Genomic DNA, 25,330 nt, shown 5'->3' on the forward strand with positions numbered 1-25,330 from the left:
CACCGGAGGCGTAGCCCCCGGCTACGTTGAGGATGCTTTCAAGGCGAGAACGACGCTGGCAGACTTTTTCAGCATCCTGCTAAAATGCGATTCGTAACGAGGAGCACTAACCGTGACTGACACACGCCCTGCCCTGTACATTTCACGCCTGCTCCCAGATCCTGTCATGGCCATTGTGCGGGAGCGGTTTCAACTGGTGCAGGAACCGCTCGACACCTTGCCCTCTCCATCGGCGCTGCGAGCAGGCCTCTGCCAAGCCGACGCCGCAATCGTGACCCTGGGCGATCGCATCGACGCAGAAACCCTTCTCACTGCCACCAGGCTAAAAATCCTTGCGAACTATGCAGTCGGATACAACAACATCGATCTCGCTGCCGCACAACAGCGGGACCTGATCGTCACTAATACGCCGGACGTCTTAACGGATGCCACCGCCGATCTGACCTGGGCCCTGCTCCTGGCGACGGCACGCCGCATCATCGAAGGCGATGCCCTCGTCCGATCCGGCACATGGACCGGCTGGAGTCCCACACAACTCTTGGGAGCGGATGTCTCAGGCAAGACACTGGGCATCATCGGCATGGGACGAATCGGACAGGCGGTTGCACAACGTGCTGTGGGATTTCGCATGACGGTGCTCTATCACCAGCGTCACCCCATAACCGCAGCAACTGGCCCTCAGGAATGGGAATACCGATCGCTGCAAGCGCTTCTCGAAGAATCCGATATCGTGACGATCCATGTGCCCCTCACGCCGGACACCCGTCATCTGATCGGCGCGCGCGAATTGGGCTGGATGAAACCCACGGCCTTCCTCATCAACACGGCTCGTGGTCCGATCGTCGATGAAGGAGCCTTGGTCGAGGCTCTCACGAATGGCACGATCGCCGGAGCAGGCCTCGACGTGTATGAAGAGGAACCGGCCGTTCACCAGGCGCTGGCTCGATTGCAACAAGTCGTGTTGCTCCCCCACATCGGCTCTGCCACCCTGCAAGCCAGGGTAAACATGGGACTGATCTGTCTGGACAATATCCGGGCGGTCTTGGACGGATGTCCTGCCCCGAATCAGATTCACTAGCGGGGTGGATGCGGTGCTTAAACTGGACTGGGTGAGATCGAGGCTGAGGAAAACAAAGCGGTCTCGGAGGGAACCGGAGCAGATTGGCCAGCCGCTGCCGTGCCCTGCATGAGGGCCGTCAGCTTCTTCACGGTCACACTATCAGGCGCCAACGCGGCAATCTTCTCGAATAACTCCTGCGGCAAGGTCGGCATCCCAGGCTCGGGATGGACCAACAAGAGCTCAATCGCCTTCCCATACTGGAGCACAGCGTTCGTCGCATCTCCTTTCACTTCGTAGAGTTCTCCGTAGAGTTCACGCATCGCCGCCGACTGCGGTTCGATCGCCAGAAAATCTTCAATCAGTGCTTCGGCCTGCCCGTAGTCTTGCGCCCGCAAGGCCGCCCCCGCCAGGTAGCGATATTCGCCGAGCGCCACTCGGAGATCACCTCGATGCAGATGGACCTTCGCCAGCAATTGACAGACGGCCTGATTCCCCGGATCGACAGTCAACAATTGCTGAAGAATGGCCTCAGCACCGGCAAATTGCTTTGCCTCAATGCGGCGGATCGCTTCTGCCAGCAGATCAACTGGCTCAGAACTCCTGGACGGGCCTCCCACACGACTAGCTCCCGCCTTTACGGGCTGTTCAGGCATCGCAGCGACCTTCTCAACTTCCTCAATGAACTGGACTGCCTCACTGTTGGCTGGCTCAATGCGCAACACGGCCTGATAGGCCTCCCTGGCCTCCGCATAACCCTGTTGCGCCGACCACTCCCGCCCCAACTGCAAATAGACTTTCAAGGCTTCGTCCGGCATATTTTCTTGCAGGCACAACTCCGCCACCTGCCGTTGCGCATCCAGATTCAAAGGATCCCGACTGGCAATCCTCCGATAGATGTCCAACGCGCCCTTACTGTTGCCCTCTTTGAGGTAGTGGGTCCCGAGGATGAGATAGTCTTGCACCGCGCTGTTCAGCAAACCACGCTCAGCATTGAGGTCCCCCAGATGCCGGTACACATCGTACTGAGAGGGATCGACCTTCAAAATTTTCTTGAGCGTGGCAATCGCCTTCAACGTCGCCCCTTCCGCACGGAAGGCGGTGGCGGCCTGCATAAACGCCGTCACGGCATCCTGCGTCGCATTGCGCTTGAGGTGCAAGTCGCCGATCGAGTTGAAGATGCTGCCATCGCCAGGCGATTCGACTGAAAGCCTCTTCCACTCAGCGATGGCTTCCTCGAATTGCCCCCGTGACGCCAGGAGCTGTGCGCTATGCAGAACCTTACTGCGGTCGATCGCCAAAATAGACCTCACAACGTACAAACGCTAACAGTGGCTCCGAATCTTGTCAACGAAATGGGCATACAGTGCAGGCCGAAAAAGACAAAGGCCTGCCCCACAACAGAGTGGGACAGGCCCTTCATACGGAATCTTGCGACTGAAACCCCTTAGGAGCCGGCGACGGCAGCCTTCAACACGTTCGACGCCTGCGGTCCCTTGGCGCCCTGCACCACATCAAACTCGACGTTCTCTCCCTCTTTCAACGTCTTGAATCCCTCTCCTTGCAAAGCGGAATAATGCACGAACACATCATCCCCGCTCTCAAGACGAATAAACCCGAACCCCTTGCGGTCATTGAACCACTTCACCGTCCCTTTTTCCTTCACAGAAGTACTCCTTTCCTCAACGGCCACGCAGAGTTACGCGGCCGGCTCCCGAAGCAGTTGGCAACACACATGATGAAGAGAAAAAACAGAAAGAAGCGCGGGCTGGACTGACTGGCTCATTGACGAGACAAAATCGATCACGAGACCCATCTTGGTTATAAATCGCGCAGCATGTACCATGGCATTTCAAACCTTGTCAAGCCATTCCTAGGTAAGGGGCAAACCAGCCCAGCCGCGCGCGCGAGGTGGACAAGCCTCGCCCGGTCGCCTATAGTGTCGCACCGTGCGAGGAGCGGGATTCTTCGAATGTTTTTACGAACGCTGCTAGACCGCTACATCTTCTCCGAACTCCTGTCCCCGTTTAGCTTAAGCCTCGGAGCCCTGTGCTTCGTCATGCTCACGCGGGAACTCCTGCGTCTAGTGGAATTGCTGGTCACCAAAGGCGTTGGAATCGTGGCCGTGCTACAGGTCTTCGCCCATCTGATGCCCTCGTTCCTCGTGTTGACCCTCCCCATCGCCGGAATCATCGCCTCAATTACCGCCTTCGGACGACTCTCCTTCGATAAAGAACTGGTGGCGATGCAGGCGGCGGGGATGAGCCTCCTACGATTGACCCGCCCGGTGCTGCTCTTTGCCCTGCTCGTATTCGGATTGACCCTGTGCTTGGCTCAGTGGGGGCAACCCTGGAGCTCCATCAACCTCAAGAAAGTCGCACTGAATCTCCTGAAAGATCAATTGGTGCTGGCGCTGGAGCGGGGCACATTTAACGAGCCCATCCCCAACCTGACGATCTATGTCCCGGATAGCGCGCCGGGGCAGGCTACGACCGGCATCTTCATCTCCGATGCGCGCAATGCCGACAATCCCCGCATCATCGTGGCGCAACAGTATGAAGTCCTGATGGACGCCTCCAGCAACCAAGTCGCGCTCCATCTGCAGCAGGGGGTCATTCATAACCGGCCGAATCAGACCGATCAATACGAGCAGACCGTCTTTACGAGTTACGACCTGAAGCTCTCGCTGAACCAAAGCGGCTACGCGGCCACGGAGGAACGTCCCTCCTACCACGCGATTATCGCCCTGCTCACAGAATCCCAATGGCGCGACCCCTCCGCGCTCCGACGATTGATGGAATACTACAAAGATCTGGCCTTCCCCACCGCCTCGCTGGTGTTTTGCCTGCTGGGGGTGCCGGTCGGCATCGTCTCGAAACGGTCCGGACGCATGGGCGGATTTGCGGTTGGCGTGCTCATCGTCGTCATGTACTACATGCTGAACGTCGCCTGCGAATTCCTGGTCACGACGGCGGTCCTGCCGCCCTTTGCCGGAGCCTGGCTGCCGAACGGCATCTTCACGCTCGCCACCATCGTGTCGCTGTACATCATGAATCGCCGGTAACCCTATGCCTATTCTCTTTCGCTATCTCCTTCGCGAATACAGCAAAATCTTCATGATGTGCTTCAGCGGCCTGATGACGATTTACCTCGTCATCGACTTCTTCGAAAAGGTGCGCCGTTTCTTGCGCCACGACGCCAACTGGCTCGACGTCCTGACCTACTTCCTGCTCAAGGCGCCGGCGATTTTCTTCCAGATTGCGCCGCTGGCCATCCTCATGGCCACCCTCCTCACGTTTGGGTTGCTCATGCGCGGCCACGAAATCACGGCCATGCGCAGTTGCGGCATCAGCCTCCCCTGGATCACCGCCCCCTTCATTGCCTTCGCCGCAGGCCTGTCCCTCGTGCTCCTACTCTTCAGCTCCACCGTCATTCCACTAGCCGCAGGCAAGTCCGAAGAAATCAGGACCACGCGCATCGAAAAGAAACCGCAGGCCGCAGCCTTAGTCCTCCAGCAACCCTGGATGAGAATCAGCGCCGACAGCCTCATGCAAGTCACCAGCGTCTCCGTCGACGGAAAACGCTTGGGCCAGGTGCACCTCTTTCGGTTCGACCAGGACTTCCAACTTGTCGATATCACCGAGGCCAAGGAAGCCCGCTACGATGGATCCGCCTGGACGCTCTATCAAGGGCAACACCGGCGGCTCCCTCAAGATGGAGCCGTCACCATCACAGGATTCGACCGCGAAGCCTTCCCGCTGACCCTCATCCCGGATGACTTCACCGTCTGGCTCACCGGCGATTCCGAGTTGATGACGTTCCACGATATCCGCGCCTATACCAGTCGGCGGCACCAGGAAGGCACCCAAACGTCGCGCTTCCAGACGGACTATTACAGTCGAATCGCCTTTCCCTTCGTCACCGTGATCATGGTGCTGGTCGGCATTGCGCTGAGCCTTCGCCGGAGCGGCGCCAGAGGGGGCAGCATGGCGGTGGGCATCGGACAGGCGCTCGCCGTCGGTTTCTGCTATTGGACGACCCATTCCATCGCCATCGCGCTCGGCCGCGGCGGAGTCTTAACGCCCCTGCTCGCAGGCTGGATGGCCAATCTCCTCTTCCTCAGTTTTGGCCTCTATCTGATGCTCAAGGTGCGCTACTGAATCAGGATGCTGAAAAAGTCCGCCAGCTTCGTTCTCGCATCGCTCAGAGGCTCAACGTACCCCCGGGGTACGCCTCGCCCCTTCGCTCGCTGCGGCCTTGCTGAACGGCCTTTTTGAGCATCCTGCATGGTATGATCGCGCTATTCGAAACAGGCCCAGCGATGAAGTTTTCCTCGTCCATAAAATCACTCAACAGCCTGCGACCTAACCTTGGCAGCTGGTTGACTGCTCCTGGCGCTTCCGGTAAGTAAAGACAGGATCGTTACTGAAAGGATTTCACGAAAATGCGGGCACGGGTCGTCGTCACAGGGCTGGGAGTTGTCTCACCGATCGGCATCGGGATTAGTGAATTTTGGAAAGCCGCCCTCGCCGGCCAATCCGGCATCTCGGCCATTACCTCCTTCGCTCCTTTTGCCATGGATGGCTACCGCTCCAAGGTGGCGGGCCAAGTGCGCGACTTTTCGGTCGAACGGTTTCTCGACAGCGCCCACGGCGAACGAGTCGACCGCTACGCCCAGTTCGCCCTGGTTTCGACAAAAGAAGCGCTGGCCGACTCAGGCCTCAAGATGGCAAAGGAAGACCCCCACCGGGTCGGGGTCATCGTGGGAGCCGGCATGGGTGGCATGGTGATGGGCGAACGTGAGGTCACGCAGCTCTATGAGCAGCAGAAACCCCATCGTGTCCATCCGAACTTCATTCCCACCATCACGCTCAACTCCGCCTCCGGCATCATCGCAATGGCCTACGGGGCCAAGGGACCTAATCTGACCATCTCGACCGCCTGCTCCTCTAGCGCCCATGCGCTCGGGCAAGCGCTCCACTGCATTCGCGAAGGCCGGGCCGATGTCGTGATCGTCGTGGGAGCCGACGCCAGCATCACCCCCCTTGTCTTCGCAGGATTTTGTTCCTTGCGCGCCCTCTCCTCCAAATTCAACGATCAACCGGAAAAGGCCTCCCGACCGTTCGATCGGTCTCGCGACGGCTTCGTCATGGGAGAAGGCGCCGGCACCTTAATCCTAGAATCGGCTACCCATGCCAAAAAGCGCAAAGCCCGTGTCTATGCAGAAGTAGCCGGCTACGCGGCCACCAGCGAGGCCTATCATATGGTCATCCCTCGTGAGGATGGCCTGGAAGTCGCGCACACGATGAAGCTGGCGCTTGCGGATGCAGGCCTGACCCCGTCACAGGTGGATTACATCAATGCCCACGCCACATCGACGACGATCGGCGACGCGGTCGAAGCCAAGGCGATCAGGCAGCTCTTTAAATCGCGCGCCGACAAGATCGCTATCAGCGCCACCAAGTCTCTGATCGGCCATACCCTGGGCGCAGCCGGAGCCATCGGAGGCATCGCCTCGGTGCTGGCCCTCCAGACTGGCCAAATCCACCCGACGGCCAACTACGATGATCCGGACCCGGCCTGTGCCTTGGCGGGGCTCTCCCGCTCAGCGCAGGAACGTCGGGTGAAAGTCGCCCTGCTGAACGCCTTTGGATTTGGCAGCAACAACGCCGCTGTGGTATTGAAACAGGCAACCACGTAACGAACCAACGAGAGAATCCATCGATGGCAACAGACCCCACCATATCCCTGAAGATCCGCACCTCCTTGGGCGAGTACCTCAAACGAGATCCCGCGACGATACTGGTCACCCAACATCTGCGCGACGACTTGGGGCTCGACTCGATGGCGGTCATCGAATTACTCTATCGTATCGAAGAAGCCTTCGATCTCCAGATCCCGGACCAGGACCTGGTGGGACTGACGACGGTTGGCCATGTCGTGGGCTATGTTGAAAAACGGTTGGGGAAATCGGCCCCAGCAGCCCCGACAAAGAAACCAGCGACGCTCAAAAAACCGAAGAGCAAAAAGAAACTGTAATCCCATGGCCACTCGTCCACGCAGCCCCATTACGCTGGCACAGATCCACTCCGTCGTCGGAGGAGAACTGGTCGGCTCGCCACAAGCCAGCGTCACAAGCCTGGCGAGTTTTGAGGAAGCAGGCCCGAACGATCTGACCTTCCTCACAGGGGATCGGATGCTCAAGACGAGCGGACTGAGCCGAGCCGGAATACTCCTCGCCCACCGGCGTCTAGCGGAGCTTCCTAACCCTCACATCGTCGTCGCCAATCCAGCATTAGCTTTTGCGCAAACTGCCACAGCCTTCTTTTGCCCGGTCACGCCTCCGCGCGGCATCGATGAGACGGTGGTCCGTGGCCAGGACACGCACATCGGCCCCGATGTCTCAATCTGGCCGGGAGTCACCCTGGGAGACAGAGTGACCATCGGCGCGCGAGTGACGCTCTACCCCGGCGTGTTCATCGGCAACGATACGACCATCGGAGACGATACGCTCCTCTATCCCAACGTCGTCGTCAGGGAAGGCTGCACAATTGGAGCTCGGGTCATCGTGCACAGCGGGACGGTGATCGGAAGCGATGGATTCGGCTATGTGCAGGACCAAGGACGGCACTACAAGATTCCTCAGCTTGGCGGGGTCACGATCGAAGATGATGTCGAGCTGGGCGCCAATGTAACGGTCGATCGAGCCACAATGCCTCGCCAAAATACAGTCATCAAGCAGGGCACCAAAGTCGATAATCTTGTTCAGATCGCCCATAACGTCACAATCGGCGCCCATTCCATCATCATCTCGCAGGTCGGGATCGCCGGCAGCACTCGCGTGGGCCATCACGTCATGATCGGTGGACAGGCAGGACTGGCCGATCACCTCATCATCGGCGATCAAGTCATGATTGCCGCGCGCGCCGGCGTCAATCGCAATCTCGAACCGAACCAAATCGTCTCGGGGGCTCCCGTCATGCCCCATGAAGTCTGGATCAAGGCTCAAGCCGTGATTCCACGGCTCCCTGAACTCCGACAGACCGTGCGTGTATTGGAAGAAAAGATGAAGCAGCTGGAAGCCAGCCCCAAAGCGCCCCGCGCCTCGAAGGCGAAACCGAAGAAGCGAACCAGATAGCAGAGAGATCTGCCGCCCCTACCCGACAATCCCTCGCCAGCCGAACAGCTTAGCCCAGTAGAATCCGGCCCAGGGCATCAACACAGCAGGAACAGGGTCAAGATCGCCCTGCATCATGGCAAAAGCCCCTGCACCGAAAATCAACGCCGCTCCGGCAAGCGTCATCAGTGGGACGAAGCGTCGTCCCGCATGAGTGATTGTCGGCACGTCCGGCTCGGTCTTGGCTTTTTTGGTATGACGGGTCACGGCAGTTCTCATCCTAGCCGCATAGACTTCCGGGAAGTTCGCCAACAGATAGCGGTGATAACGGGTCTGCCCCCACCCGCAAAATGCGCCGACCACCAGCAAGCCTGAACTGGCCAGAAACGTCACCCAGGTATAGGTATGGTTCGCCAGCAGCTGATACCCGAGCGATCCCACCCCACCGACCATGCAGACCAGCCCGACCACTCCGGCCGGCATGAGGATATAGGACCGGATGTAGAAACGAGCCTGCTCCTCAATCTTTTCCGGTCGCAACATTGTCACAAGTTTTGGCATTGACGTTCTCCCACCCCATGACGCTGCCGGATGTCATCGTCCTCGATGAAGGAAGGCAGCAAACCGTGGCATCATACCATCCTTCTATCGCTTGTTACATGGACGTGAAGTGACAAGGGAGCCTCTTTCTGCCTCACCCCATCGAAGCGAACGCGCCATCTCCAGGCCCAGACGATAAATTGTGGATGACCGGTGCTAGACAGTAGATGGCATGGCCGGTTTTTCCATGAGACACCATCCCCCGCTGACTCCATCATATACAGATAGACATCTGCACGAAAATGCCGCTCTATGACTGGTGATTCTCCGTCATCACCCTAAAAATCTGCGCAGAAAAAGGCAACAAGAACTGAAGCCATGAGCCCCCATCGTTTCTATGTCCACAAAATATGTGCATGGCTTGTGGATAACCATGTGGATGAGTCGCCAACTGCCTGCCACACTACAGAGCCTTGCACATTGCCCAATCAGTAGGCAGCGCAACCTGTGAGATTTCAGCAAGATGTGATGAGCCGACGAAAACGATCTTCAGAAAAAGAGAGCGAATCACTCACGCGAGGGAAAATTGTTGTGATTGAACGTACAGAACTGTACAGACCTATCGTTTATTTTTCAGGCTGGTTCCGAGTGCTGCCAGCAACTGTCGATTTTCTTTCGCAGTCTTGATGGCAAGACGAATCATCTGGCTGGTCAGGCCTGGCAGGGTCGAACAATCGCGGACAAGCAGCCTCTCAGCAGCCAGTCGATCTGTCACCTCGCCAGCGCTCGTCGTCGCAGGCAACTCGATCAGCACAAAATTCGCCGCTGATGGGTAGACACGCAGGCCGGACAGGGAGCGAAGCCCGCGCATGAATCGTGACCGCTCACCCTTCATGAAGGTGCGGCTCTTGGTCGCATAGGCCTGGTCCTGCAACACCGCCAGGGAGACCTCCTGGGCCAATGAGTTGACCGACCAGGGGGGCTGGCGATCTTTCATCCGCGCAACGACCTGACTCGCTCCAACCAGATAGCCGATTCGCAACCCCGGCATGGCATAGAACTTCGTCAGACTGCGCAGCACGATCAGACGAGGATATTCGCTCACCAGCGACACCACCGACTGAGCCGGACAATAGTCGATGAAGGCCTCGTCCACGATCAACCAGCCCTGCTGCCGCTCAGTGGCCTCAGCCAGCTCGCGCACAGCCTGCCGGTCCAGCACCTGGCCGGTCGGATTGTTGGGATTACACAAAAAGAGGGCGTCGAATTTCGACCGTGTAGCCGAGAACCTTCGCAGCAGGTCTTTCACGGGAGGGAGAAATCGCTCTTCTCTTTTGGCATGCAGGTACTGGGACGAACTCCCTGCATCGGTCAAAGCGCTCGCATATTCCTCAAACGTAGGACCAGCAATGAGCGCCGACGTGATCCCAAGCGCGCGGGGCAGCAAATGGATCAGCTCCGTCGAACCGTTGCCGACGAGAATCATGTCAGGATCGACGTCGCACTGTAGCGCCAATTCCTGTCTAAGCTGCCAGCAGTCCGGATCCGGATAATGGACGATCTGCTTGAGCGCCGTGCGAATGGCACGAAGCCCTGCTGTCGGGAAGCCCAATGGATTGATGCTAGCGCTAAAGTCCACGATCCGATCGACGGGAACCCGTTGTTCCCGCGCGACCTTGTAGACATTCCCTCCGTGAATCGGCTGTGTCATTCCCTCACCATCAACAGCCACCCGACGCCCCACAAGACGCCCAGCAGACTGGCCCACAACATGAGCCGGAGCGCTCTACCAATATGCTCACTCGTCAGGGCTTGATCCGGATCGCCAAGACAGGGCCGCTCAACAAGCAGGCCGTCATAACGATTGCTCCCGCCCAATTGCACGCCGAGCGCGCCGGCCATCGCCGCCTCCGGATGGCCGCTGTTCGGGCTTGGATGCGCCCCCCCGTCACGCAAGAGGATCTGCCAGGCCCTCTGCATGGCAGGCCAGGATCGAGCCACGATTCCCTCTGACAAGACCAACAAGAGCGCGGTGATGCGAGCCGGAATAAAATTCACCACGTCATCCAATCGGGCCGACGCCCAGCCGAACCACCGGTATCGCTCGTCCATATGGCCGATCATCGAATCCAATGTGCTGATCGCCTTATAGGCCAAGGCCAAGGGCGCGCCTCCGATCACCAGATAAAAGAGAGGCGCAATAATCCCGTCCGCCGTACTTTCCGCAATCGTTTCCACCGAGGCGCGCACGATATCGGCTTCAGCCATCTCCTCCGTATCGCGTCCGACAATCTTCGCGAGGGCGGCTCTCGCTTCCGTCAAGGAGGCAGACTGGAGCGCCCTCTGCACGGAGCGGACATGGTCGATGAGATCGCGGGCCGCAAGCGTGGTCCAGGCCAGCAGCACCGTAACCACACTTCCCCCTAACGCATCGATCGAACCGGCAAACTGAATGAGTATCGTAGCAACAGCATAAGCCCCAGCTGGCAAGGCGACTGCCAATAGGATGCCAGCCATCCGTTGCTTGGTCGAAGACAAGAGGAGCTGATGGACGAACCGATCACACCAGTTGATGACAGATCCCATCCAGCGCACCGGATGGGGAAACCAGCGGGGATCCCCGACCACCGCGTCCAACATACAGGCCAACGCCAATTCGCCTCCGGTCATCGGAAGAGCACCAGGGGCACAATCAGGATAAAGAGAATCTCTGCCACTTCGTTCGTCGCGCCCAACAAGTCACCGGTGACGCCGCCGAACATCCGATGAAACCAGGCGGTCGAAAGCCTGACGAGAACCGTGCCGATGAGGAGGCAGCCCAAGGCTAACCAAAGGCCCAACAAGAAAGATAAAATCAATCCTGCCGTGACGGTTGCTACAGTGAGATGTCGCCAGGACAAATGTGCGAGAAACGATTGGGCCAATCCTCCCTCCACCCTTGCATAGGTCGCATGGAAAGATCCCATGACCATGGCCCATCGACCGACCACCGGCATGCCAAGCAACAAGGCAAGATGCTCGTCGATCGGCATGTCATTGAGCCCGGCATAACGCAGACCGAGCGAGAGAAAGAGCCCAGTCGCGCCGATCGCCCCGACTCGCCCATCCTTCATAATCGCCAGGCGAGCCTGAGGGGTTCGCCCTCCGGCCAACCCGTCCAGCATATCGGCCAAGCCGTCCTGATGGAGCCCGCGCGTAATGCCGATGAGCAGAAGCAGCAAGAGCAGACTCGTGACCTCGGCAGAAAAAATCTGCGCCAGAAACAGATCCGCCGTGACTAACAACAGGCCCAGGAGTCCGCCCACAAAGGGATACCAACTCATGGAGGCAGCCAACTCCTCCGGCTTGGCATCGTGCGTCGAACGGCTAAGGGGAACAGCCGTGAGAAACTGCCAAGCAAAAAGAAACGTTCGCAGCAACGACGTCATACTGTGCGCTCCGACACGCCGGCTTCGTCAAACGTCGCCATCTCCATCAGAATCTTGATCGCGGCAAAAACCAGACTCATACCCAGGCAAGCGCCGGTACCTTCCCCCAGACGAAGGTCCAGATCGAAGAGCGGCTTCAATTCCAGATGCTCCAATATCGCCTGATGGCCTCGCTCGACCGACCGATGGGACGCAATGAGATAATCTTTGCAACGAGGTTGCAGACCCACGGCGATCAAGGCAGCCGCTCCTGCGATGAATCCGTCCAGCACCACCGGAATGCGAGACGCAGCCGCGCCCAACATCAAGCCAGCCAACCCGGCGATTTCCAGCCCACCTACATTAGCGAGCACCTGCATCGCGTCGGCCTGATCGAGCCGATGGAGAGCGAGCGCCCGCTGAATCACCTCGATCTTATGAGCATGGCTGGCATCGTCGATCCCGGTCCCCCGTCCTGTCACCTCGGAAACCGGTCTGCCCGTCATCACAGCGGTAATCGCCGAACTGGCGGTCGTGTTGCCGATCCCCATCTCCCCTGTTCCGATCAGGCCGATCCCCTGCTGAGCGGCTTCCCTGGCCAGCTCGATCCCGACTTGCAGCGCCTGCTCCGCCTGCGCGGGACTCATGGCAGACTCCACCAGCAAATTTTTTGTGCCAGGCATGACCTTCTTATGGATAAGTCCCGGAGCCGCTTCGAAGTCAAAATTCACCCCGATATCCACGACACGAACCTCGATGCCGGCATGACGTGCCAGCACATTGACTGCGGCGCCCCCGCGCAAAAAGTTCAGGACCATCTGAGGCGTCACGGCGGAGGGATAGGCGCTTACCCCTTCCGACGTCACTCCATGATCGGCCGCGAAGGTAAAGACGGCTCCGCGCGGAATCTGAGGTTTCAGCTCCCCTGTAATCATGACGTAGCGCGCCGCCAGTTCTTCGAGCCGGCCCAGACTGCCGACCGGCTTCGTCAATCGATCAAGTCGCACCTGAGCCTGAGCCAGCAGACGAGGGTCAGTCGGCTGAATCCGGTCGATGGTTTCACGCAACAGCATCCTCGACACTCCTCTTACTTCAATCGAAGCGGAAGGCCGCTGACCGTCAGGTAGACTTCATCCGCTTCTGCCGCCACCTGTTGATTGACCCGTCCTGCCAGATCGCGAAAGGCCCGGACATTTTTCGTGGCAGGCACAAGGCCCAAACCCAATTCGTTGCTCACAATCACGACGCGAGCCTTCGTCAGCCTGATCGCCTGCAGCAAATCATCTGTGGCATCAAGCACTGCTACATCGTGCAGTTTCCGCCCCTTCAAATTGCTTAACCATAGCGTGAGGCAATCAAGCACAATCGTTTGATAACTATTGCGATTACCACAGAACCACTCGGCTAAATCAGCCGGCACTTCCGCCGTTTCCCAGTCCGACGAGCGAGTGGCCTGATGCCGCTCGATCCGCACCTTCATCTCCCGATCCAGCGCCTGACCTGTCGCTACGAAGGCTCTCGGTCCCGCCTCCCCTGCCAGATCGAGCGCCACCTGACTCTTGCCTGAAGCAGCGCCACCCAACACCAGAATGAGCTTCGACCGTCCCTTGCGTGCCTTCTTCATAGGATCATCTCGCTGTCTTCTTCACATCACGTTGCCAGAGGAACTCAGGCTCCCCCTGTGTCTTAGCTGCCCATCTAGCCAGAACGAACAGGGCATCGCTCAGCCGGTTCACAAACTTGATAGAGACCGCATCGACCGGCTCTTCCCGCGAGAGCTGCACACAGAACCGCTCCGCCCTGCGGCAAACCGTTCGCGCCTGATGCAAAAAGGCTGAGACCTTCCCCCCGCCAGGGAGAATGAATTCCTTGAGCGGAGGCAAATCTTTCTGGCAACGGTCGATCATCTTCTCCAACTTCGTCACATCTTTTCCCGTCACCTGCGGCATATTCTTGAACGCTTGCCCGGGAACCGTCGCAAGAAGCCCTCCGAGATCGAACAGTTTATTCTGAATCCAGCGAAGATCCTCATCGAGCTGCTCAACCTGGATAGGGCTGCAAGCCATCTCACCATTCATCGCCCGCACTACCCCAACCACCGCATTCAACTCATCCAGAGTCCCGTAGGCCTCAACTCGAAGACTATCCTTCCAGACCTGCTGTCCGCCGGCCAACCGCGTCTTACCCGCGTCACCGGTCCTGGTATACACTTTTGTAATGCGCATGTTCTGACTCCCTATTCTGCGGAAGGGGTGGCTGAAGGCCCCAGTTCACCGGAGACCACCTGCTTCAAACAGGCAGGACAGAGACAATCCTCGAAACGAGCCGTGATCCAGTCCAGATGTTGATCGGTCACACCCATCTGTCCGCACCAGCAGCCGTACTGCCCGCACTCAAAGGTCTGACTGCACTGTTCGCACGTTTTGGTGACTGGTCCTCTCATCCTGCTAAAATTCCACTCCTGGCTGCGCCTTCACTCCTGTCCTGAAAGGATGCTTCACCTGCTTCATCTCCGTAACCAAATCGGCCTCCTCGATCAAGGCCTCCGTAGCGCCGCGCCCAGTGATGACCACATGCTGCATGGGAGGCCGGCCCCGAAGAACCGGCAACACGGCTTCAAGTCTGACATAGTCGTGCTTCAGGGCGATATTGAATTCATCGAGGATTACCATCGCATAGGAGGGATCGCGCAAGAACCCGCAGACCTCGGCCCAAGCCTGCTGGGCGCAGGCGGCATCCCGCTCACGATCTTGCGTTTCCCAGGTATAGCCTTCGCCCATGCGAAGAAAGGTGACCCGGTCGCCAAAGGACTTGAGCGCCCGCTCCTCCGCCGTATCGATCGCCCCCTTGATGAACTGCACCACCGCCACCTTCAATCCGTGGCCGATGCAGCGCAGCGCCATCCCCAACGCGGCGGTCGTCTTCCCCTTGCCAGCGCCCGTATAGACGATCAACAGGCCTCGCTCTTCTTGCGCCGCTTCGATGCGCCGATCCACCGACGCCTTCAACCGCTCCATCTTCGCTTTGTGTTCGTCCTGTTCCGTCACTGCATGCCTCCTGAAGCACCGGCTATCGTAAACGTCTTAGAATGTAATCTTCACTCCACCATAGACCGACCGAATCGCCGTCCCGAATCCGGCGATCTCTTCATAATCTTGGTTGGTCAGGTTCTCCACGCGCCCGAAAATCTGCATCGTCTTATTGACATCATAGGTTGTGGACACATTCACCACGCCGAATGATCCCATTCGTTGGCTTGGCGTATTATTCGCATCATTGTTGCGGGCTCCGACAAACCGATAGTCCATATTGATCTGCAGGGGAGTAATCGGTTTATAGCTCACACCAAGGCTCGCCTGGTCAGTCGGCCAACGGACCAGGCGGCGGTTGTTCGACAAATCCCGGGTCGAGGTATAGGTATATTGGCCTCGGACACTGAGTTGCTTCAATACATCCATGCGGAAACTAAGTTCCCACCCCTGAGCCCTCGCTTGACCGACATTTTCCGGTCTCAGCAAGGCCCCCGCGAGTACATTCTGGATCAGATTGTCGAAATGATTCCAGAAATACCCGGCACTCAGCTTCAATTTGCCATCGAGAAGATTTTGATCGACGCCCATATCGGCGCTTTTACTTTTCTCCGGCTTGAGATCGGGGTTACCGAACCCCGGAAAAAACAACTGATTAATGTTCGGGGATCGGAAACCTGTGGCATAGGAACCGCGGATTTTTGTGCCAGTTTCTGGATGCAGGTATCCGCTTGTCACTCGATAGGTCGTCGCGTCTCCGAACGTATTAAATCTGTCCTGCCGAGCACCTCCCGTAAAAAAGACCCGATCCGCCAGATTGACCTGGGCTTGGGCAAAGCCGGCATGCGATGAAAGAATTTTCAGCCGCGTGGTGCTTGGCTGAAAGTTCGGATTGTTCCCCTGCTCATCCCGATACTGATACCCGGCGGTCAGCAACAAGGGTTTCCCGATCTGAAAATTATGCTGCCACTCCGCGCGCCGGTTCAGAATCTCAATGTCGGAGAGGGTTCGCGGTGAGAGGGTGCTCACAGCGCCGGTTTCCACGTTACGCCGTACCGTGCCTCCATCAAAAAGCGTCCGCTCGTTGTTCTGTCCAACCGTCAGCTTCTGCGACCACCAAGACGTCAGCGGCTGTTCGTACTCACCGCTCAGGATGAGCGATCGCGTCGTCTGCTTCGACCCCAAAACGTCGGACTTCGCGGTACTGGTGACACTATCCAGACCGACATCGGAGTTCGACCAACGAAGACTGAAGTCCAACCGGCCGTCTTTCGGCAGCGTCGCGCCCACACGAGCAGATCCCTGCCAGTTATGAAACCCATCTCGTTCTGCCGCTCCCCGCTTATAGTTCACTGTGGAGAAACCGCTAGTGTCCCAACGCGAGACCGAGCCGGCAAAGTCGAACGGTCCTTTCGCACCGGACGCCTGGGCCCCCTCTCGAATGGTCGCAAACGATCCATACTCCGTGAACAGGCTCCCGCTTGGCGCCCCCCGCCCCTTCTTCGTAATAACGTTGATCACGCCTCCCATCGCATCCGATCCATAGAGCATGCTTTGGGCTCCCCGGAGGATTTCAATTCGTTCGATGTTCTCGGCTGTGAGGCTCGAAAAATCGTAAAACCCCTGTGTCGCACTGTTCACAATGGCGCCATCAATGAGAACCAGCGTGTGGGTATTGCTTCCCCCACGGATTCGAACGGTGGCTTCTCTTCCAGGACCCCCGTTGGAAAGAACGGCCACTCCTTGGGCGAGCCGCAACGCATCCACGACCGTCTTCATCTTCTTCTGCTCTAGCTCCTCGCCGGTGATTACTTCCACCGCACTGGTCACCTGACTAATCGGCAGAGGCGTCTTCGTTGCCGAGACGACCACCTCCCTGGTTTCAATAACCGGTTCAGCTTCGGCAGGCTCTTCACCGAATACGGGCGACGACCAAACAATTTGGCCGATACAAGCTGCCACGGCGCAGCACAAGACAAACCGATCCCCACGACGAGACTGCATGCGAAACCTCCCTTTGGCTCGAAGGGCTGCATGAAAATACCTGTCAGCTGGGTCTCCTGACTTGCGGATCGTCGTTCCCCTGCGCCTTCCCATCTGAAGCGTGAGTCGTAAAACGTGAGACGTAAAAGGACTGACTCAGTCCCTTACGTTTTACGCTTCACCTTTCACGCGTCATGACAGTGGCTCTTGTGCAGGATCACTCCCCGCTTACAGTGGCGGCACCGTGATGGCTTTACACCATCTTCCCCGTCGCTGATGGTTCTTCTCTATAGGCTCCCCCTGATTAAAAATACGTGCCCCGACAAGAAGCGGAAGGATCGGGCACTAATCCTTCCGCTACAAACGATCTCCAAGATTCTTCGCGGCCCGATACTGCGGCAAGGTAACCCTGGGCACGTCCGATTCCGGATGACGATCGATCAAGACGTCACAGCCATAGACGGCTTTCAACACATCCACATTGATCACGTCATGCGGCGCACCGAGACGGAAAAGGGCTCCGGCCTTCAGCATCAGAATGCGATCACAGTATTGGCTCGCCAGATTCAGGTCGTGGGAGACGAGCACCACGGTCAGGCCCCGCTCTTCTTTCAGCCGGCGCACAATCGCGCAGATTTCCATCTGGTGCTGAAGATCGAGAAACGCGGTTGGCTCATCCAGCAAGAGGACCTGGGGCGCTTGCGCCAAGGCCCTGGCAATCATGCAGCGCTGGCGTTCACCGCCCGAAAGATCCATCACCGAGCGGCCAGCCAGATGGATGAGATCCGTATACTGCAGCGCCTGCTCGGCAATCGACAGATCCTCGGCGCTTTCCCAGCCGAAGCCCGCGCTCCAGGTCGCGCCATGATGATGCGGGAACCGGCCCATCAGGACCGTTTCCATCACGGTAAAGGAAAAGACCTGGGGGCTCTCTTGCGGCACAAAGGCCACCGTCCTTGCCACTTCCACTTGCGGCATTGCGCCAAGATCGCGCCCGAACAGGGCCATGTCACCATCGTGCGGTCGCAAGACCTTCGCCAACAGCTTGAGCAGCGACGTCTTTCCAGACCCGTTCGGGCCCACGATGCCCAGAATCTCTCCAGCCTCGACATCGAAAGTCAGTCCGTCAACCACCCAGATATCAAGACCCTGACTGAGAGGCTGGTACTGAAACCGCAAAGACCGCACCTCGTAGGCCTTACGTGAAGCAACGGCCCTGCCGGTCATGCCGCGATCATTCTCAGGAAAGAGGCTCATGCGAACCGATCCTTCCGCCACACCAGGAGATAGATGAAAAAGGGGCCGCCTGCCAGCGCCGTGATAATCCCGACCGGAATCTCAGCCGGAGTCAGCAGCGTGCGCGCCAAGGTATCGGCAACCATCAGATACAGCCCTCCGACGAGCGCTGCAGCAGGCAGGAGCAAACGGTGATCCGCCCCGAGCATGAGTCTCACCGCATGGGGAATCACCATCCCGACAAAACCAATCATCCCGCTCACAGACACGACCGCCCCGGTGATCAGGGCGGAGAGAAGATAGACCTGCCGCTTGACCTGCTCCGTTTCGATTCCCAGGGACCGGGCGGACTCTTCACCCAAGGTCAAAATGTTCAACCGGCGAGCCTGCTTGAGCAAAAGAAAGAGCCCTCCCAGCAGATAGCAGGCCAGGATGGCCAAGGCCGGATACGACGGCGCGGTCAAGGTCCCCATGAGCCAGGTCATCGTGCCTGCAGAGCGATTCGGTTCCATGATCGAGGTGATGAACATGATCAAGGCCGAAAAGATCGAATTGAGGATGACCCCTGCGAGCAGGAGACTGTGAATCGGCAACCGTCCATAAGAAAGCGCCATCCGATAGACCACCGCCAGAGACAACAGCCCTCCGGCGAATCCACAGAGCGGCAAGATCGACAGAGCAAGAAACGTCGAACCGATCCCCAGCAGAATCGCCAGGGCCACGCCAAGGGCCGCCCCGCTCGACACTCCGAGCACATAGGGATCGGCCAAGGGATTGCGCAACAGGGCTTGCAGCACGACGCCGACGGAAGCCAAACACGCGCCAACGAGAAGACCCAACAAGAGGCGCGGCAATCGTACCTGAATGAGGATCACGCCGGTCGTCCCCACCTGCTCACTCTCGACAGACCCTTCGCGCAGGACGTGACTCACAATATCGATCACCTGACCGAGCCCGATCCATTGCGATCCAAACTGCAAACAGATCAAGACTCCGACGACGGACAACAGCGCAAGCGGCGCCATCACGGCGCTCCAGCGCCTGGCGGTCAGCACGGCGCCGCTCAACAAGGGAGAGGCAATTGGATATTTCAGAATGGTCGGTTGTTTAGATGGGACGGCAGATTGCGGCGGATCGCTGGTGGCCTTCATGTCAGTCACGGCGCGACGCTCGCCGCGAAGGCTTCAGGATGGAGAATGCTGGCCAGCCGTTCCAACCCCTCGACGATCCGAGGTCCAGGACGGTTCAGAAGATCGGAAGGAATCTGATGGAGCCGTCCCTGCTTCACCGCCGAAAGCGACGGCCATTGCTGCCAGAGCTGTTGATCGCCAAATGGAACTCCATCAGCCTTCCCGATGGGGAAGACGATGATCTCGGGATCTTCCTTCAATACCACTTCCATGTTGAGGCGTGGATAGGGCACGGAGGCCTGGCTCGCAATGTTGACGCCTCCCGCAAACCCGATCACATGATGGATGAAGCTTCCGGGACCGACGGTAATCAGCGGCTGACTGTTGAGCACATAGAGCACGCGGACGCGCGGCAAACCCTCCGTCTTGCTTCGGATCGCCGCGATCCGTTCCTTCATCGCCTTCGCGACCGCGTCGGCCGATGCGGAGCGGTCGGCCATGCGGCCGATCAACTGAATGCGGCTGGGAATCTCCTCGAACGATTCCGGATCGACGATGAAGGTCGGGATTTTCAATTGCTCCAGCTTGACCAGGAGATCGGCCCGGAGAAAGGAGCGCGGAGCCAGCACTAAATCCGGCTGCAACGAAACGATGACTTCAATGTTGGGATGGGTGTAGCCGACTTTGGGCTTCTGCTTGGCTTCCGGCGGATAGTCGCAAAACTCGGTGACGCCGACGATCTGCTGCTCTAACCCGATGGCAAAAAGAATTTCCGTGATGCTGGGCGCGAGGGAGACGATCCGCGTGGGCGCCTTTGCCAAATACAATTTACGGCCGAGATCGTCGACGAAAGTCCGCGGGGTGATATTCGCCATAAAGGGCATCCCGGTCAGGATGCCTTGTTGTCGACGTGCCATGTCCGCCTCGCCTGCCTGCGCAAAAGAGCCGTCACTCCAGGCCGGGGCGGCACAGACCACGAAGAGCATGGCCGCCGCGGCCCAACCGATCGAGTGACGGCTTCGAATGCGCAAATAAAAAATCCCCAAGGCCGTAGTAAGACCCTGAGGATTGCACCCGCAACTCATCCTCGCCAATTCCCCAGCCCACGAGGGAATCTCGGTCAACGATCCTGGGAGGTCTTCTGGCTCATGGTTCACCCTACTCCCCGCGCCTTCCCATCCGCCGAGGCGAACAGTGGCATGTACGGGTTTCGTCCCCATTTACAGCGGCGGGACCGCGAGGGACTTGCACCCTCTTCCCTTACCCAGGAATCACAATGTGGAGGGCACTCTAGGAGAGGAGAAGAAAGTTGTCAAGTTCAATAATGAACGGCGGCCATCTGCGCGCCCAGCAGCTCATCGCCGCTAGCGGCGGTAATGCAGCTTCAGCACAAGAATCGCCCCGGTTAATAGCAGCGTCACGGCATTGGTCAAAATGATCGGCCAGGCATGAAGGACGAGCCCATACAGAAACCAGAGACAGACACCGGCAGAGAAGATGGCCAGCATGCCCATCGAGACATCGCCTGCAGACTTGGACGTCCAGGTTTTCTGCAGTTGGGGCCAGAAGGCGCAGGTAGTCAATGTCCCTGCCGCAAACCCTAAGAGATCGATTCCCGTCATTATCTATCACCTTTCCTGGCTATCGCCCCCTTGCCACCAGCCAGCTATCAAACCTGCTTGTCAAGACCGATGGCCCTGTGGTACATTTCCCCTTCGCAATCTTCTATCGATTCGACCAGATGAAGGAGTGTACCGTGGCTTTTACATGTGATCTCTGCAGCAAACGTCGCCAATCCGGCAATAACATCAGTCACGCCAATAACAAGACCAAGCGGATTTTCAAACCGAATCTCCAGCCAGTCCGGGCTCTGATCGACGGTCAGCCGAAACGCATTCGGGTCTGCACCCGTTGTCTGCGCAGCGGCAAAGTCGAAAAAGCCGTTTAGTCGCCTGCTGAAAAAGTCCGCCAGCTTCGTTCTCGCCTCGACAACATCCTCAACGTAGCCTAAAGGCTACGCCTCCGGTGCTGTCATCGGCTGCGGCCTTGCTGGACAGCCTTTTTGAACAGGCTCCAGATTCACCCGGTCCACCTCAGATTTTATCCAGCCCAATATTTCTTAGTCGGCCTCTGCTACGGGGCCGACCAGATGACCCGCCCGTTCTGATCAGATAGTTTCACGGCAAATCGATCGTCGGGAGACAGAGCCAGCTTCCGACTCCCATCACGACTCGTCAGCACCAGACCCACCTCCCCATTTTGATCGAGTCCCAATCCGGCTCGCGCCTTACCATTCACATCCAGCAGCAGAAACTCTTCGGCGTTCACCCCATTGGCCTTCTGCGCCCCCACGAGCGACGGAGCCAACCACCACCCGCTGACGGCTCCGCCCGTGAGGCTTCCAACGAACGTCACAACGATCAGAAATCCAAACTGTCTTCGGCTCACAATAGATCCTTTCTGCAATACACAGGCTATCGCCCATGATCGCCTGCATCATGACTCAAACCGCATAAGGTACAAAAAAAGGACTTGAAAGCGCATGCCTCTCAAGTCCTTCACCTCGTACGTGTAACGTCTGTGTTTGGAGCGGGCGAGGGGATTTGAACCCCTGACAACTTGCTTGGGAAGCAAGGACTCTACCACTGAGCTACGCCCGCTCACTGAACCGAATCCTACGACGGGCCTCTAGGCCAAGTCAAGAAACTCTTGGTCACGATCCAGACAATTCAACTAACGCAAACTTTCGTCGACCGATCTTCAAGCGATAAACCTTCCCAGGCACGATCGATAAGACCGCCGTGGCATCGCCCTGCTTCTGCTCATCGACTTCTAACCCTCCCTGGATAATCAGCCGCCGGGCCTCGCTCTTACTCGGCACCAGCCCCGTCTTGGCCACCAGATCGACCAGACTGATCGTCTGCCCCTCACGCAAATCGGCCAAGGTCAAGGTCAAGCGCACATCCGGCTCCGCGGGAAACTCTCGCTCGGAAAACTTTTGCTGAAAGGCCGCCCTCGCCTGCTGGCCTGCTTCCGCCCCATGATACCGCGCCACGATCAGAGAGGCGAGCGCTTGCTTCGCCTCCATCGGATGCGCGGCCTTCACGCCGGCCAAATCTTCCGTCGTGAGCAACTCGTAATACCGGAGCATTAACACATCGCTGATCGACATGAGCTTCCCGAACATCTCATTCGGGCTATCTTCCAGCGCAATGTAGTTCCCCTGACTCTTGCTCATCTTCTTCACGCCGTCCATCCCCTCAAGCAACGGCATCGTGATCACCACTTGCGGCTCCTGCCCATAGTCCCGTTGCAGCTCCCGGCCCATCAACAAATTGAACTTCTGGTCGGTGCCGCCCAGCTCGACATCGGACTTGAGCGCCACGGAATCATAGCCCTGCACAAGGGGATACATGAATTCATGGATACTGATCGGTTTCTGCTCATGGTACCGTTTATGAAAATCGTCCCGTTCGAGCATCCGCGCGACGCTGCTGTGCGCGCTCAGATGAATCAACCCTTCAGCCGTCATCGTGCTCATCCAGCGGCTATTGAACTCCACCAGAGTCTTGGCCGGGTCGAGAATCTTGAAGATCTGCCGCTCGTAGGTTTTGGCATTCTCCAACACCTTTTCCTTCGACAGCGCGACGCGCGTCTCCGATTGGCCGGTCGGATCGCCGATCATGCCGGTGAAATCGCCGATCAAGAAGATCACTTGATGGCCGAGTTCCTGAAAATGTTTGAGCTTGTGGATCAAGACCGTATGGCCCAAATGCAGATCCGGCGCGGTCGGATCGAAACCGGCTTTCACGCGCAACGGCCGGTTCTCTTTCAAAGACCGGGTCAGCTTCGATTCAAGTTCGGCCCGTTGAATGACCTCCACAACTCCGCGGAGGATCAACTCCAGTTGACGGGAGAGTTCGCTCATGTCGCCTTCTTCCCCTTCGCTATAGAACTGGCATCCGGCGTCACCGTGACCAGTGGACGAATCCGCTCAAACTTCTTTTTGCCGATCCCTTTGACGTCTCGCAATTCATCGAGCGCATGAAAGGCCCCCACCGATTGCCGATACTCCATAATCCGTTCGGCCAACTTCGGGCCGATCCCCGGCAGCGCATCAAAATCCTGCTCCGTCGCCCGGTTCAGATCGAGGAGGCCATCGTGAGATCGTTTCGGAACAATAGAAAGCGCCGGCGCTGGCAACGAAGCGACAGGGGCTGGACTCACCGCCGCAACCTGTCTACCGCCTGACACCTTCTCTGCCTTCGGCTCCTCAGGCGCTTTCGATTCACGTTCGCGCGCCTGCTCGAATGAGGCAGGCAGGCTCCACCCGATCCAGAAGACCACTCCCAGGGTCACAACGAACATGCCGAGCTTGAGGAGGAGCGATTGCCACATCATTATGTTCGCCTGCGCGCTTGATGAATCGCTTTCCCCTCGACATCTTCCGCCGCTTCCATCAGGCCCTCTGACAATGTCGGATGGGCATGGATCATCTCCGCCATTTGCGTCACCGTCGCACCGACCTGCATCGCCAAAGCCGCCTCATGCACCAGATCGGCTGCGTGGGCCCCAATGATATGGACGCCCAGAATTTTTCCACTCGGCGCCTCGGCAATGACCTTGAACAATCCTGTCGTGTCCCCTGTCGCTTGCGCCTTCCCCAAGCCTGCATAGCGAAACCGTCCCACCGAAACCGAGCTGTCAGGATTCTCTCCGGCAGCCTGGGCTCGCTCGCGAGCCTGCTGCTCCGTCACACCCACGCGACCGATCTCAGGCAGGGTGAAAATTCCGGCAGGAATGACGTCGTAGCGGACCTGCGCCTCATGCCCCATAATGTTCTCGACCGCGACCTTGCCCTGAGCCGAAGCCACATGCGCCAACATGACCTTGCCGACCACGTCGCCGATCGCATAGATCCCAGGCACGGTGGTTTCCATCCGGTCGTTGACAAGGATCTCCCCCCGCCTACCCGTCTGCACCCCTACCTGCTCCAGCCCGATGCCTTGGCTATTCAATCCTCGCCCCACGGACACCAACAGCTTCTCAACCGTTACCTGCGTACCATCTTTGAGATGCACCGTGATAGCCGTCGGTGATCGGTCAAATTTTTCGACTGTGTTCCCGGTCAACACCGTCACGCCGCGCTTCTTGAGCTCTCGCTCCATCGTCGATGAAATATCCTCATCTTCCAATGGGAGCACGCGCGGCATCAATTCAACGATCATGACCTCCGTCCCCAGACCACTGTAGAGCGCCGCGAACTCACAGCCCTCGACTCCCCCTCCGACGATCAGCAGACTGGCAGGAATCCGATCGAGGTCCAGGAGATGTTGGCTGGTGAGCAACTGCTGCCCGTCGATTGGAAACTGCGGTAAGTTCGGCCAGGACGACCCGGTCGCAATCACGATCGCATCAGTCTGAATAGCCCGCGTTGCACCATCGGCTGAAGTCACCGTAACCGTCTGCCGATCCCGTAATGATCCCCTCCCCTGCACCTGCTCGATGTTCCAGGCCTTGAACAACGTGGCAATGCCCTTCACAAGCGTTGCCACGACTTTATTCTTTCTGGCGACCATCCTGGCGAGATCGTACGTAACCAGCCCTTGAACGAGCAGCCCCATGTCTTCTGATTTCTTGACCTTGTCGCCGAGCTCGACGACTGAGAGGAGGGCCTTACTGGGAATGCAGCCCCAATTCAAACAGACGCCGCCCAACGCATGGGACTCGATGACGGTGACGCGGGCGCCCAGTTGGGCCGCCCGAATCGCCGCGACATACCCACCAGGCCCCGCGCCGACAATGGCGATGTGTTTAGACATGGGAGCGAA

The 25,330-nt window shown here is 58.2% G+C and carries 27 protein-coding genes, 1 tRNA gene and 2 riboswitches; of the genes, 7 read left to right on the plus strand and 21 right to left on the minus strand.

The window, feature by feature from the left end; translation table 11 throughout:
• The first annotated feature begins 112 nt into the window (after positions 1-112).
• A complete protein-coding gene (locus NT179_01770; protein ID MCX5720745.1) occupies positions 113-1,078 on the plus strand; it encodes a D-glycerate dehydrogenase in 966 nt (321 codons plus the stop codon).
• A gap of 17 nt (positions 1,079-1,095) precedes the next feature.
• Here NT179_01770 and NT179_01775 read toward each other — a convergent pair whose 3' ends face one another.
• A complete protein-coding gene (locus NT179_01775; GenBank protein MCX5720746.1) occupies positions 1,096-2,358 on the minus strand; it encodes a tetratricopeptide repeat protein in 1,263 nt (420 codons plus the stop codon).
• A gap of 146 nt (positions 2,359-2,504) precedes the next feature.
• Positions 2,505-2,723 carry a cold-shock protein gene (locus NT179_01780; protein MCX5720747.1) on the minus strand — a complete coding sequence of 73 codons (219 nt, stop codon included), beginning with the start codon at positions 2,721-2,723 and terminating at the stop codon, positions 2,505-2,507.
• A gap of 306 nt (positions 2,724-3,029) precedes the next feature.
• Here NT179_01780 and lptF point away from each other — a divergent pair, with 306 nt between their 5' ends.
• The 5 genes from lptF (at position 3,030) to lpxD (ending at position 8,195) form a co-directional block, all read left to right on the plus strand.
• Positions 3,030-4,121, plus strand: a complete 1,092-nt coding sequence (gene lptF, locus NT179_01785; GenBank protein ID MCX5720748.1) for an LPS export ABC transporter permease LptF — start codon at positions 3,030-3,032, stop codon at positions 4,119-4,121.
• Between the two features lie 4 nt (positions 4,122-4,125).
• Positions 4,126-5,217 (plus strand): LPS export ABC transporter permease LptG, encoded by a 1,092-nt coding sequence (gene lptG, locus NT179_01790; protein ID MCX5720749.1) that lies wholly within the window; start codon positions 4,126-4,128, stop codon positions 5,215-5,217.
• A 284-nt stretch (positions 5,218-5,501) separates the two neighbouring features.
• Positions 5,502-6,758: a beta-ketoacyl-ACP synthase II gene (gene fabF, locus NT179_01795; protein MCX5720750.1), complete on the plus strand. Its 1,257-nt coding sequence runs from the start codon at positions 5,502-5,504 to the stop codon at positions 6,756-6,758.
• A 23-nt stretch (positions 6,759-6,781) separates the two neighbouring features.
• A complete protein-coding gene (locus NT179_01800; GenBank protein MCX5720751.1) occupies positions 6,782-7,096 on the plus strand; it encodes an acyl carrier protein in 315 nt (104 codons plus the stop codon).
• A gap of 4 nt (positions 7,097-7,100) precedes the next feature.
• Positions 7,101-8,195 carry a UDP-3-O-(3-hydroxymyristoyl)glucosamine N-acyltransferase gene (lpxD, locus tag NT179_01805; GenBank protein ID MCX5720752.1) on the plus strand — a complete coding sequence of 365 codons (1,095 nt, stop codon included), beginning with the start codon at positions 7,101-7,103 and terminating at the stop codon, positions 8,193-8,195.
• An 18-nt stretch (positions 8,196-8,213) separates the two neighbouring features.
• On the opposite strand, the gene NT179_01810 is transcribed toward lpxD, so the two are convergent.
• The 14 genes from NT179_01810 to NT179_01875 form a co-directional block, all read right to left on the minus strand.
• Positions 8,214-8,735, minus strand: coding sequence for a hypothetical protein (locus tag NT179_01810; GenBank protein MCX5720753.1), 522 nt, complete (start codon positions 8,733-8,735; stop codon positions 8,214-8,216).
• 598 nt (positions 8,736-9,333) lie between these two features.
• Positions 9,334-10,425 carry a threonine-phosphate decarboxylase CobD gene (gene cobD, locus NT179_01815; protein MCX5720754.1) on the minus strand — a complete coding sequence of 364 codons (1,092 nt, stop codon included), beginning with the start codon at positions 10,423-10,425 and terminating at the stop codon, positions 9,334-9,336.
• Positions 10,422-11,384: an adenosylcobinamide-phosphate synthase CbiB gene (cbiB, locus tag NT179_01820; protein ID MCX5720755.1), complete on the minus strand. Its 963-nt coding sequence runs from the start codon at positions 11,382-11,384 to the stop codon at positions 10,422-10,424. Before cbiB ends, cobD begins: the two co-directional genes overlap by 4 nt.
• A complete protein-coding gene (locus NT179_01825; protein ID MCX5720756.1) occupies positions 11,381-12,142 on the minus strand; it encodes an adenosylcobinamide-GDP ribazoletransferase in 762 nt (253 codons plus the stop codon). Before NT179_01825 ends, cbiB begins: the two co-directional genes overlap by 4 nt.
• The gene (gene cobT / locus NT179_01830; GenBank protein ID MCX5720757.1) at positions 12,139-13,194 is read right to left on the minus strand and encodes a nicotinate-nucleotide--dimethylbenzimidazole phosphoribosyltransferase; all 1,056 of its coding nucleotides are present in this window, start codon (positions 13,192-13,194) and stop codon (positions 12,139-12,141) included. The genes NT179_01825 and cobT overlap by 4 nt, the downstream gene beginning before the upstream one ends.
• A 14-nt stretch (positions 13,195-13,208) precedes the next feature.
• Entirely contained in the window at positions 13,209-13,745 is a 537-nt protein-coding gene (cobU, locus tag NT179_01835) for a bifunctional adenosylcobinamide kinase/adenosylcobinamide-phosphate guanylyltransferase (GenBank protein ID MCX5720758.1), read from the minus strand.
• Positions 13,746-13,749: 4 nt separating this feature from the next.
• A complete protein-coding gene (locus NT179_01840; protein MCX5720759.1) occupies positions 13,750-14,346 on the minus strand; it encodes a cob(I)yrinic acid a,c-diamide adenosyltransferase in 597 nt (198 codons plus the stop codon).
• Between the two features lie 11 nt (positions 14,347-14,357).
• Positions 14,358-14,564 (minus strand): cysteine-rich CWC family protein, encoded by a 207-nt coding sequence (locus tag NT179_01845; protein ID MCX5720760.1) that lies wholly within the window; start codon positions 14,562-14,564, stop codon positions 14,358-14,360.
• 4 nt (positions 14,565-14,568) lie between these two features.
• Positions 14,569-15,168 (minus strand): cob(I)yrinic acid a,c-diamide adenosyltransferase, encoded by a 600-nt coding sequence (gene cobO / locus NT179_01850; protein ID MCX5720761.1) that lies wholly within the window; start codon positions 15,166-15,168, stop codon positions 14,569-14,571.
• 36 nt (positions 15,169-15,204) lie between these two features.
• Entirely contained in the window at positions 15,205-17,154 is a 1,950-nt protein-coding gene (locus NT179_01855) for a TonB-dependent receptor (protein MCX5720762.1), read from the minus strand.
• A 49-nt stretch (positions 17,155-17,203) separates the two neighbouring features.
• Positions 17,204-17,404, minus strand: a riboswitch (cobalamin riboswitch).
• Between the two features lie 86 nt (positions 17,405-17,490).
• The gene (locus NT179_01860) at positions 17,491-18,390 is read right to left on the minus strand and encodes an ABC transporter ATP-binding protein (protein MCX5720763.1); all 900 of its coding nucleotides are present in this window, start codon (positions 18,388-18,390) and stop codon (positions 17,491-17,493) included.
• Positions 18,387-19,520, minus strand: a complete 1,134-nt coding sequence (locus NT179_01865; GenBank protein ID MCX5720764.1) for an iron ABC transporter permease — start codon at positions 19,518-19,520, stop codon at positions 18,387-18,389. Before NT179_01865 ends, NT179_01860 begins: the two co-directional genes overlap by 4 nt.
• A 5-nt stretch (positions 19,521-19,525) precedes the next feature.
• Positions 19,526-20,656 carry a cobalamin-binding protein gene (locus NT179_01870; GenBank protein ID MCX5720765.1) on the minus strand — a complete coding sequence of 377 codons (1,131 nt, stop codon included), beginning with the start codon at positions 20,654-20,656 and terminating at the stop codon, positions 19,526-19,528.
• Positions 20,613-20,783, minus strand: a riboswitch (cobalamin riboswitch). (Overlaps the previous gene by 44 nt.)
• A gap of 80 nt (positions 20,784-20,863) precedes the next feature.
• The gene (locus NT179_01875; protein ID MCX5720766.1) at positions 20,864-21,121 is read right to left on the minus strand and encodes a SemiSWEET transporter; all 258 of its coding nucleotides are present in this window, start codon (positions 21,119-21,121) and stop codon (positions 20,864-20,866) included.
• A 119-nt stretch (positions 21,122-21,240) separates the two neighbouring features.
• Here NT179_01875 and rpmB point away from each other — a divergent pair, with 119 nt between their 5' ends.
• On the plus strand, positions 21,241-21,447 hold the full coding sequence (gene rpmB / locus NT179_01880; protein MCX5720767.1) for a 50S ribosomal protein L28: 207 nt from the start codon (positions 21,241-21,243) through the stop codon (positions 21,445-21,447).
• 185 nt (positions 21,448-21,632) lie between these two features.
• Here the strand turns inward: rpmB and NT179_01885 are convergent, their stop codons facing one another.
• The 5 genes from NT179_01885 to lpdA all read right to left on the minus strand — a co-directional run bounded on the left by NT179_01885 (position 21,633) and on the right by lpdA (position 25,321).
• The gene (locus NT179_01885) at positions 21,633-21,947 is read right to left on the minus strand and encodes a hypothetical protein (GenBank protein ID MCX5720768.1); all 315 of its coding nucleotides are present in this window, start codon (positions 21,945-21,947) and stop codon (positions 21,633-21,635) included.
• Positions 21,948-22,084: 137 nt separating this feature from the next.
• Positions 22,085-22,159, minus strand: a tRNA-Gly gene (locus NT179_01890).
• 53 nt (positions 22,160-22,212) lie between these two features.
• Positions 22,213-23,427 carry a tyrosine--tRNA ligase gene (gene tyrS / locus NT179_01895; GenBank protein MCX5720769.1) on the minus strand — a complete coding sequence of 405 codons (1,215 nt, stop codon included), beginning with the start codon at positions 23,425-23,427 and terminating at the stop codon, positions 22,213-22,215.
• Entirely contained in the window at positions 23,424-23,900 is a 477-nt protein-coding gene (locus NT179_01900; protein ID MCX5720770.1) for a helix-hairpin-helix domain-containing protein, read from the minus strand. The genes tyrS and NT179_01900 overlap by 4 nt, the downstream gene beginning before the upstream one ends.
• The gene (gene lpdA, locus NT179_01905; GenBank protein MCX5720771.1) at positions 23,900-25,321 is read right to left on the minus strand and encodes a dihydrolipoyl dehydrogenase; all 1,422 of its coding nucleotides are present in this window, start codon (positions 25,319-25,321) and stop codon (positions 23,900-23,902) included. Before lpdA ends, NT179_01900 begins: the two co-directional genes overlap by 1 nt.
• Positions 25,322-25,330: the final 9 nt, after the last annotated feature.

It is taken from the genome of Nitrospirota bacterium (genome assembly GCA_026387665.1).
Lineage (GTDB): Bacteria > Nitrospirota > Nitrospiria > Nitrospirales > Nitrospiraceae > Palsa-1315.

What these genes read in the sequence shown, in the direction of transcription:
- lptF (MCX5720748.1), top strand. Translation starts at nt 3,030, where the DNA reads ATGTTTTTACGAACGCTGCTAGACCGCTACATCTTCTCCGAACTCCTG.
- lptG (MCX5720749.1), top strand. Translation starts at nt 4,126, where the DNA reads ATGCCTATTCTCTTTCGCTATCTCCTTCGCGAATACAGCAAAATCTTC.
- fabF (MCX5720750.1), top strand. Translation starts at nt 5,502, where the DNA reads ATGCGGGCACGGGTCGTCGTCACAGGGCTGGGAGTTGTCTCACCGATC.
- NT179_01800 (MCX5720751.1), top strand. Translation starts at nt 6,782, where the DNA reads ATGGCAACAGACCCCACCATATCCCTGAAGATCCGCACCTCCTTGGGC.
- lpxD (MCX5720752.1), top strand. Translation starts at nt 7,101, where the DNA reads ATGGCCACTCGTCCACGCAGCCCCATTACGCTGGCACAGATCCACTCC.
- NT179_01810 (MCX5720753.1), bottom strand. Translation starts at nt 8,735, where the DNA reads ATGCCAAAACTTGTGACAATGTTGCGACCGGAAAAGATTGAGGAGCAG.
- cobD (MCX5720754.1), bottom strand. Translation starts at nt 10,425, where the DNA reads ATGACACAGCCGATTCACGGAGGGAATGTCTACAAGGTCGCGCGGGAA.
- cbiB (MCX5720755.1), bottom strand. Translation starts at nt 11,384, where the DNA reads ATGACCGGAGGCGAATTGGCGTTGGCCTGTATGTTGGACGCGGTGGTC.
- NT179_01825 (MCX5720756.1), bottom strand. Translation starts at nt 12,142, where the DNA reads ATGACGTCGTTGCTGCGAACGTTTCTTTTTGCTTGGCAGTTTCTCACG.
- cobT (MCX5720757.1), bottom strand. Translation starts at nt 13,194, where the DNA reads ATGCTGTTGCGTGAAACCATCGACCGGATTCAGCCGACTGACCCTCGT.
- cobU (MCX5720758.1), bottom strand. Translation starts at nt 13,745, where the DNA reads ATGAAGAAGGCACGCAAGGGACGGTCGAAGCTCATTCTGGTGTTGGGT.
- NT179_01840 (MCX5720759.1), bottom strand. Translation starts at nt 14,346, where the DNA reads ATGCGCATTACAAAAGTGTATACCAGGACCGGTGACGCGGGTAAGACG.
- NT179_01845 (MCX5720760.1), bottom strand. Translation starts at nt 14,564, where the DNA reads ATGAGAGGACCAGTCACCAAAACGTGCGAACAGTGCAGTCAGACCTTT.
- NT179_01855 (MCX5720762.1), bottom strand. Translation starts at nt 17,154, where the DNA reads ATGCAGTCTCGTCGTGGGGATCGGTTTGTCTTGTGCTGCGCCGTGGCA.
- NT179_01860 (MCX5720763.1), bottom strand. Translation starts at nt 18,390, where the DNA reads ATGAGCCTCTTTCCTGAGAATGATCGCGGCATGACCGGCAGGGCCGTT.
- NT179_01865 (MCX5720764.1), bottom strand. Translation starts at nt 19,520, where the DNA reads ATGAAGGCCACCAGCGATCCGCCGCAATCTGCCGTCCCATCTAAACAA.
- NT179_01875 (MCX5720766.1), bottom strand. Translation starts at nt 21,121, where the DNA reads ATGACGGGAATCGATCTCTTAGGGTTTGCGGCAGGGACATTGACTACC.
- rpmB (MCX5720767.1), top strand. Translation starts at nt 21,241, where the DNA reads ATGAAGGAGTGTACCGTGGCTTTTACATGTGATCTCTGCAGCAAACGT.
- tyrS (MCX5720769.1), bottom strand. Translation starts at nt 23,427, where the DNA reads ATGAGCGAACTCTCCCGTCAACTGGAGTTGATCCTCCGCGGAGTTGTG.
- NT179_01900 (MCX5720770.1), bottom strand. Translation starts at nt 23,900, where the DNA reads ATGATGTGGCAATCGCTCCTCCTCAAGCTCGGCATGTTCGTTGTGACC.
- lpdA (MCX5720771.1), bottom strand. Translation starts at nt 25,321, where the DNA reads ATGTCTAAACACATCGCCATTGTCGGCGCGGGGCCTGGTGGGTATGTC.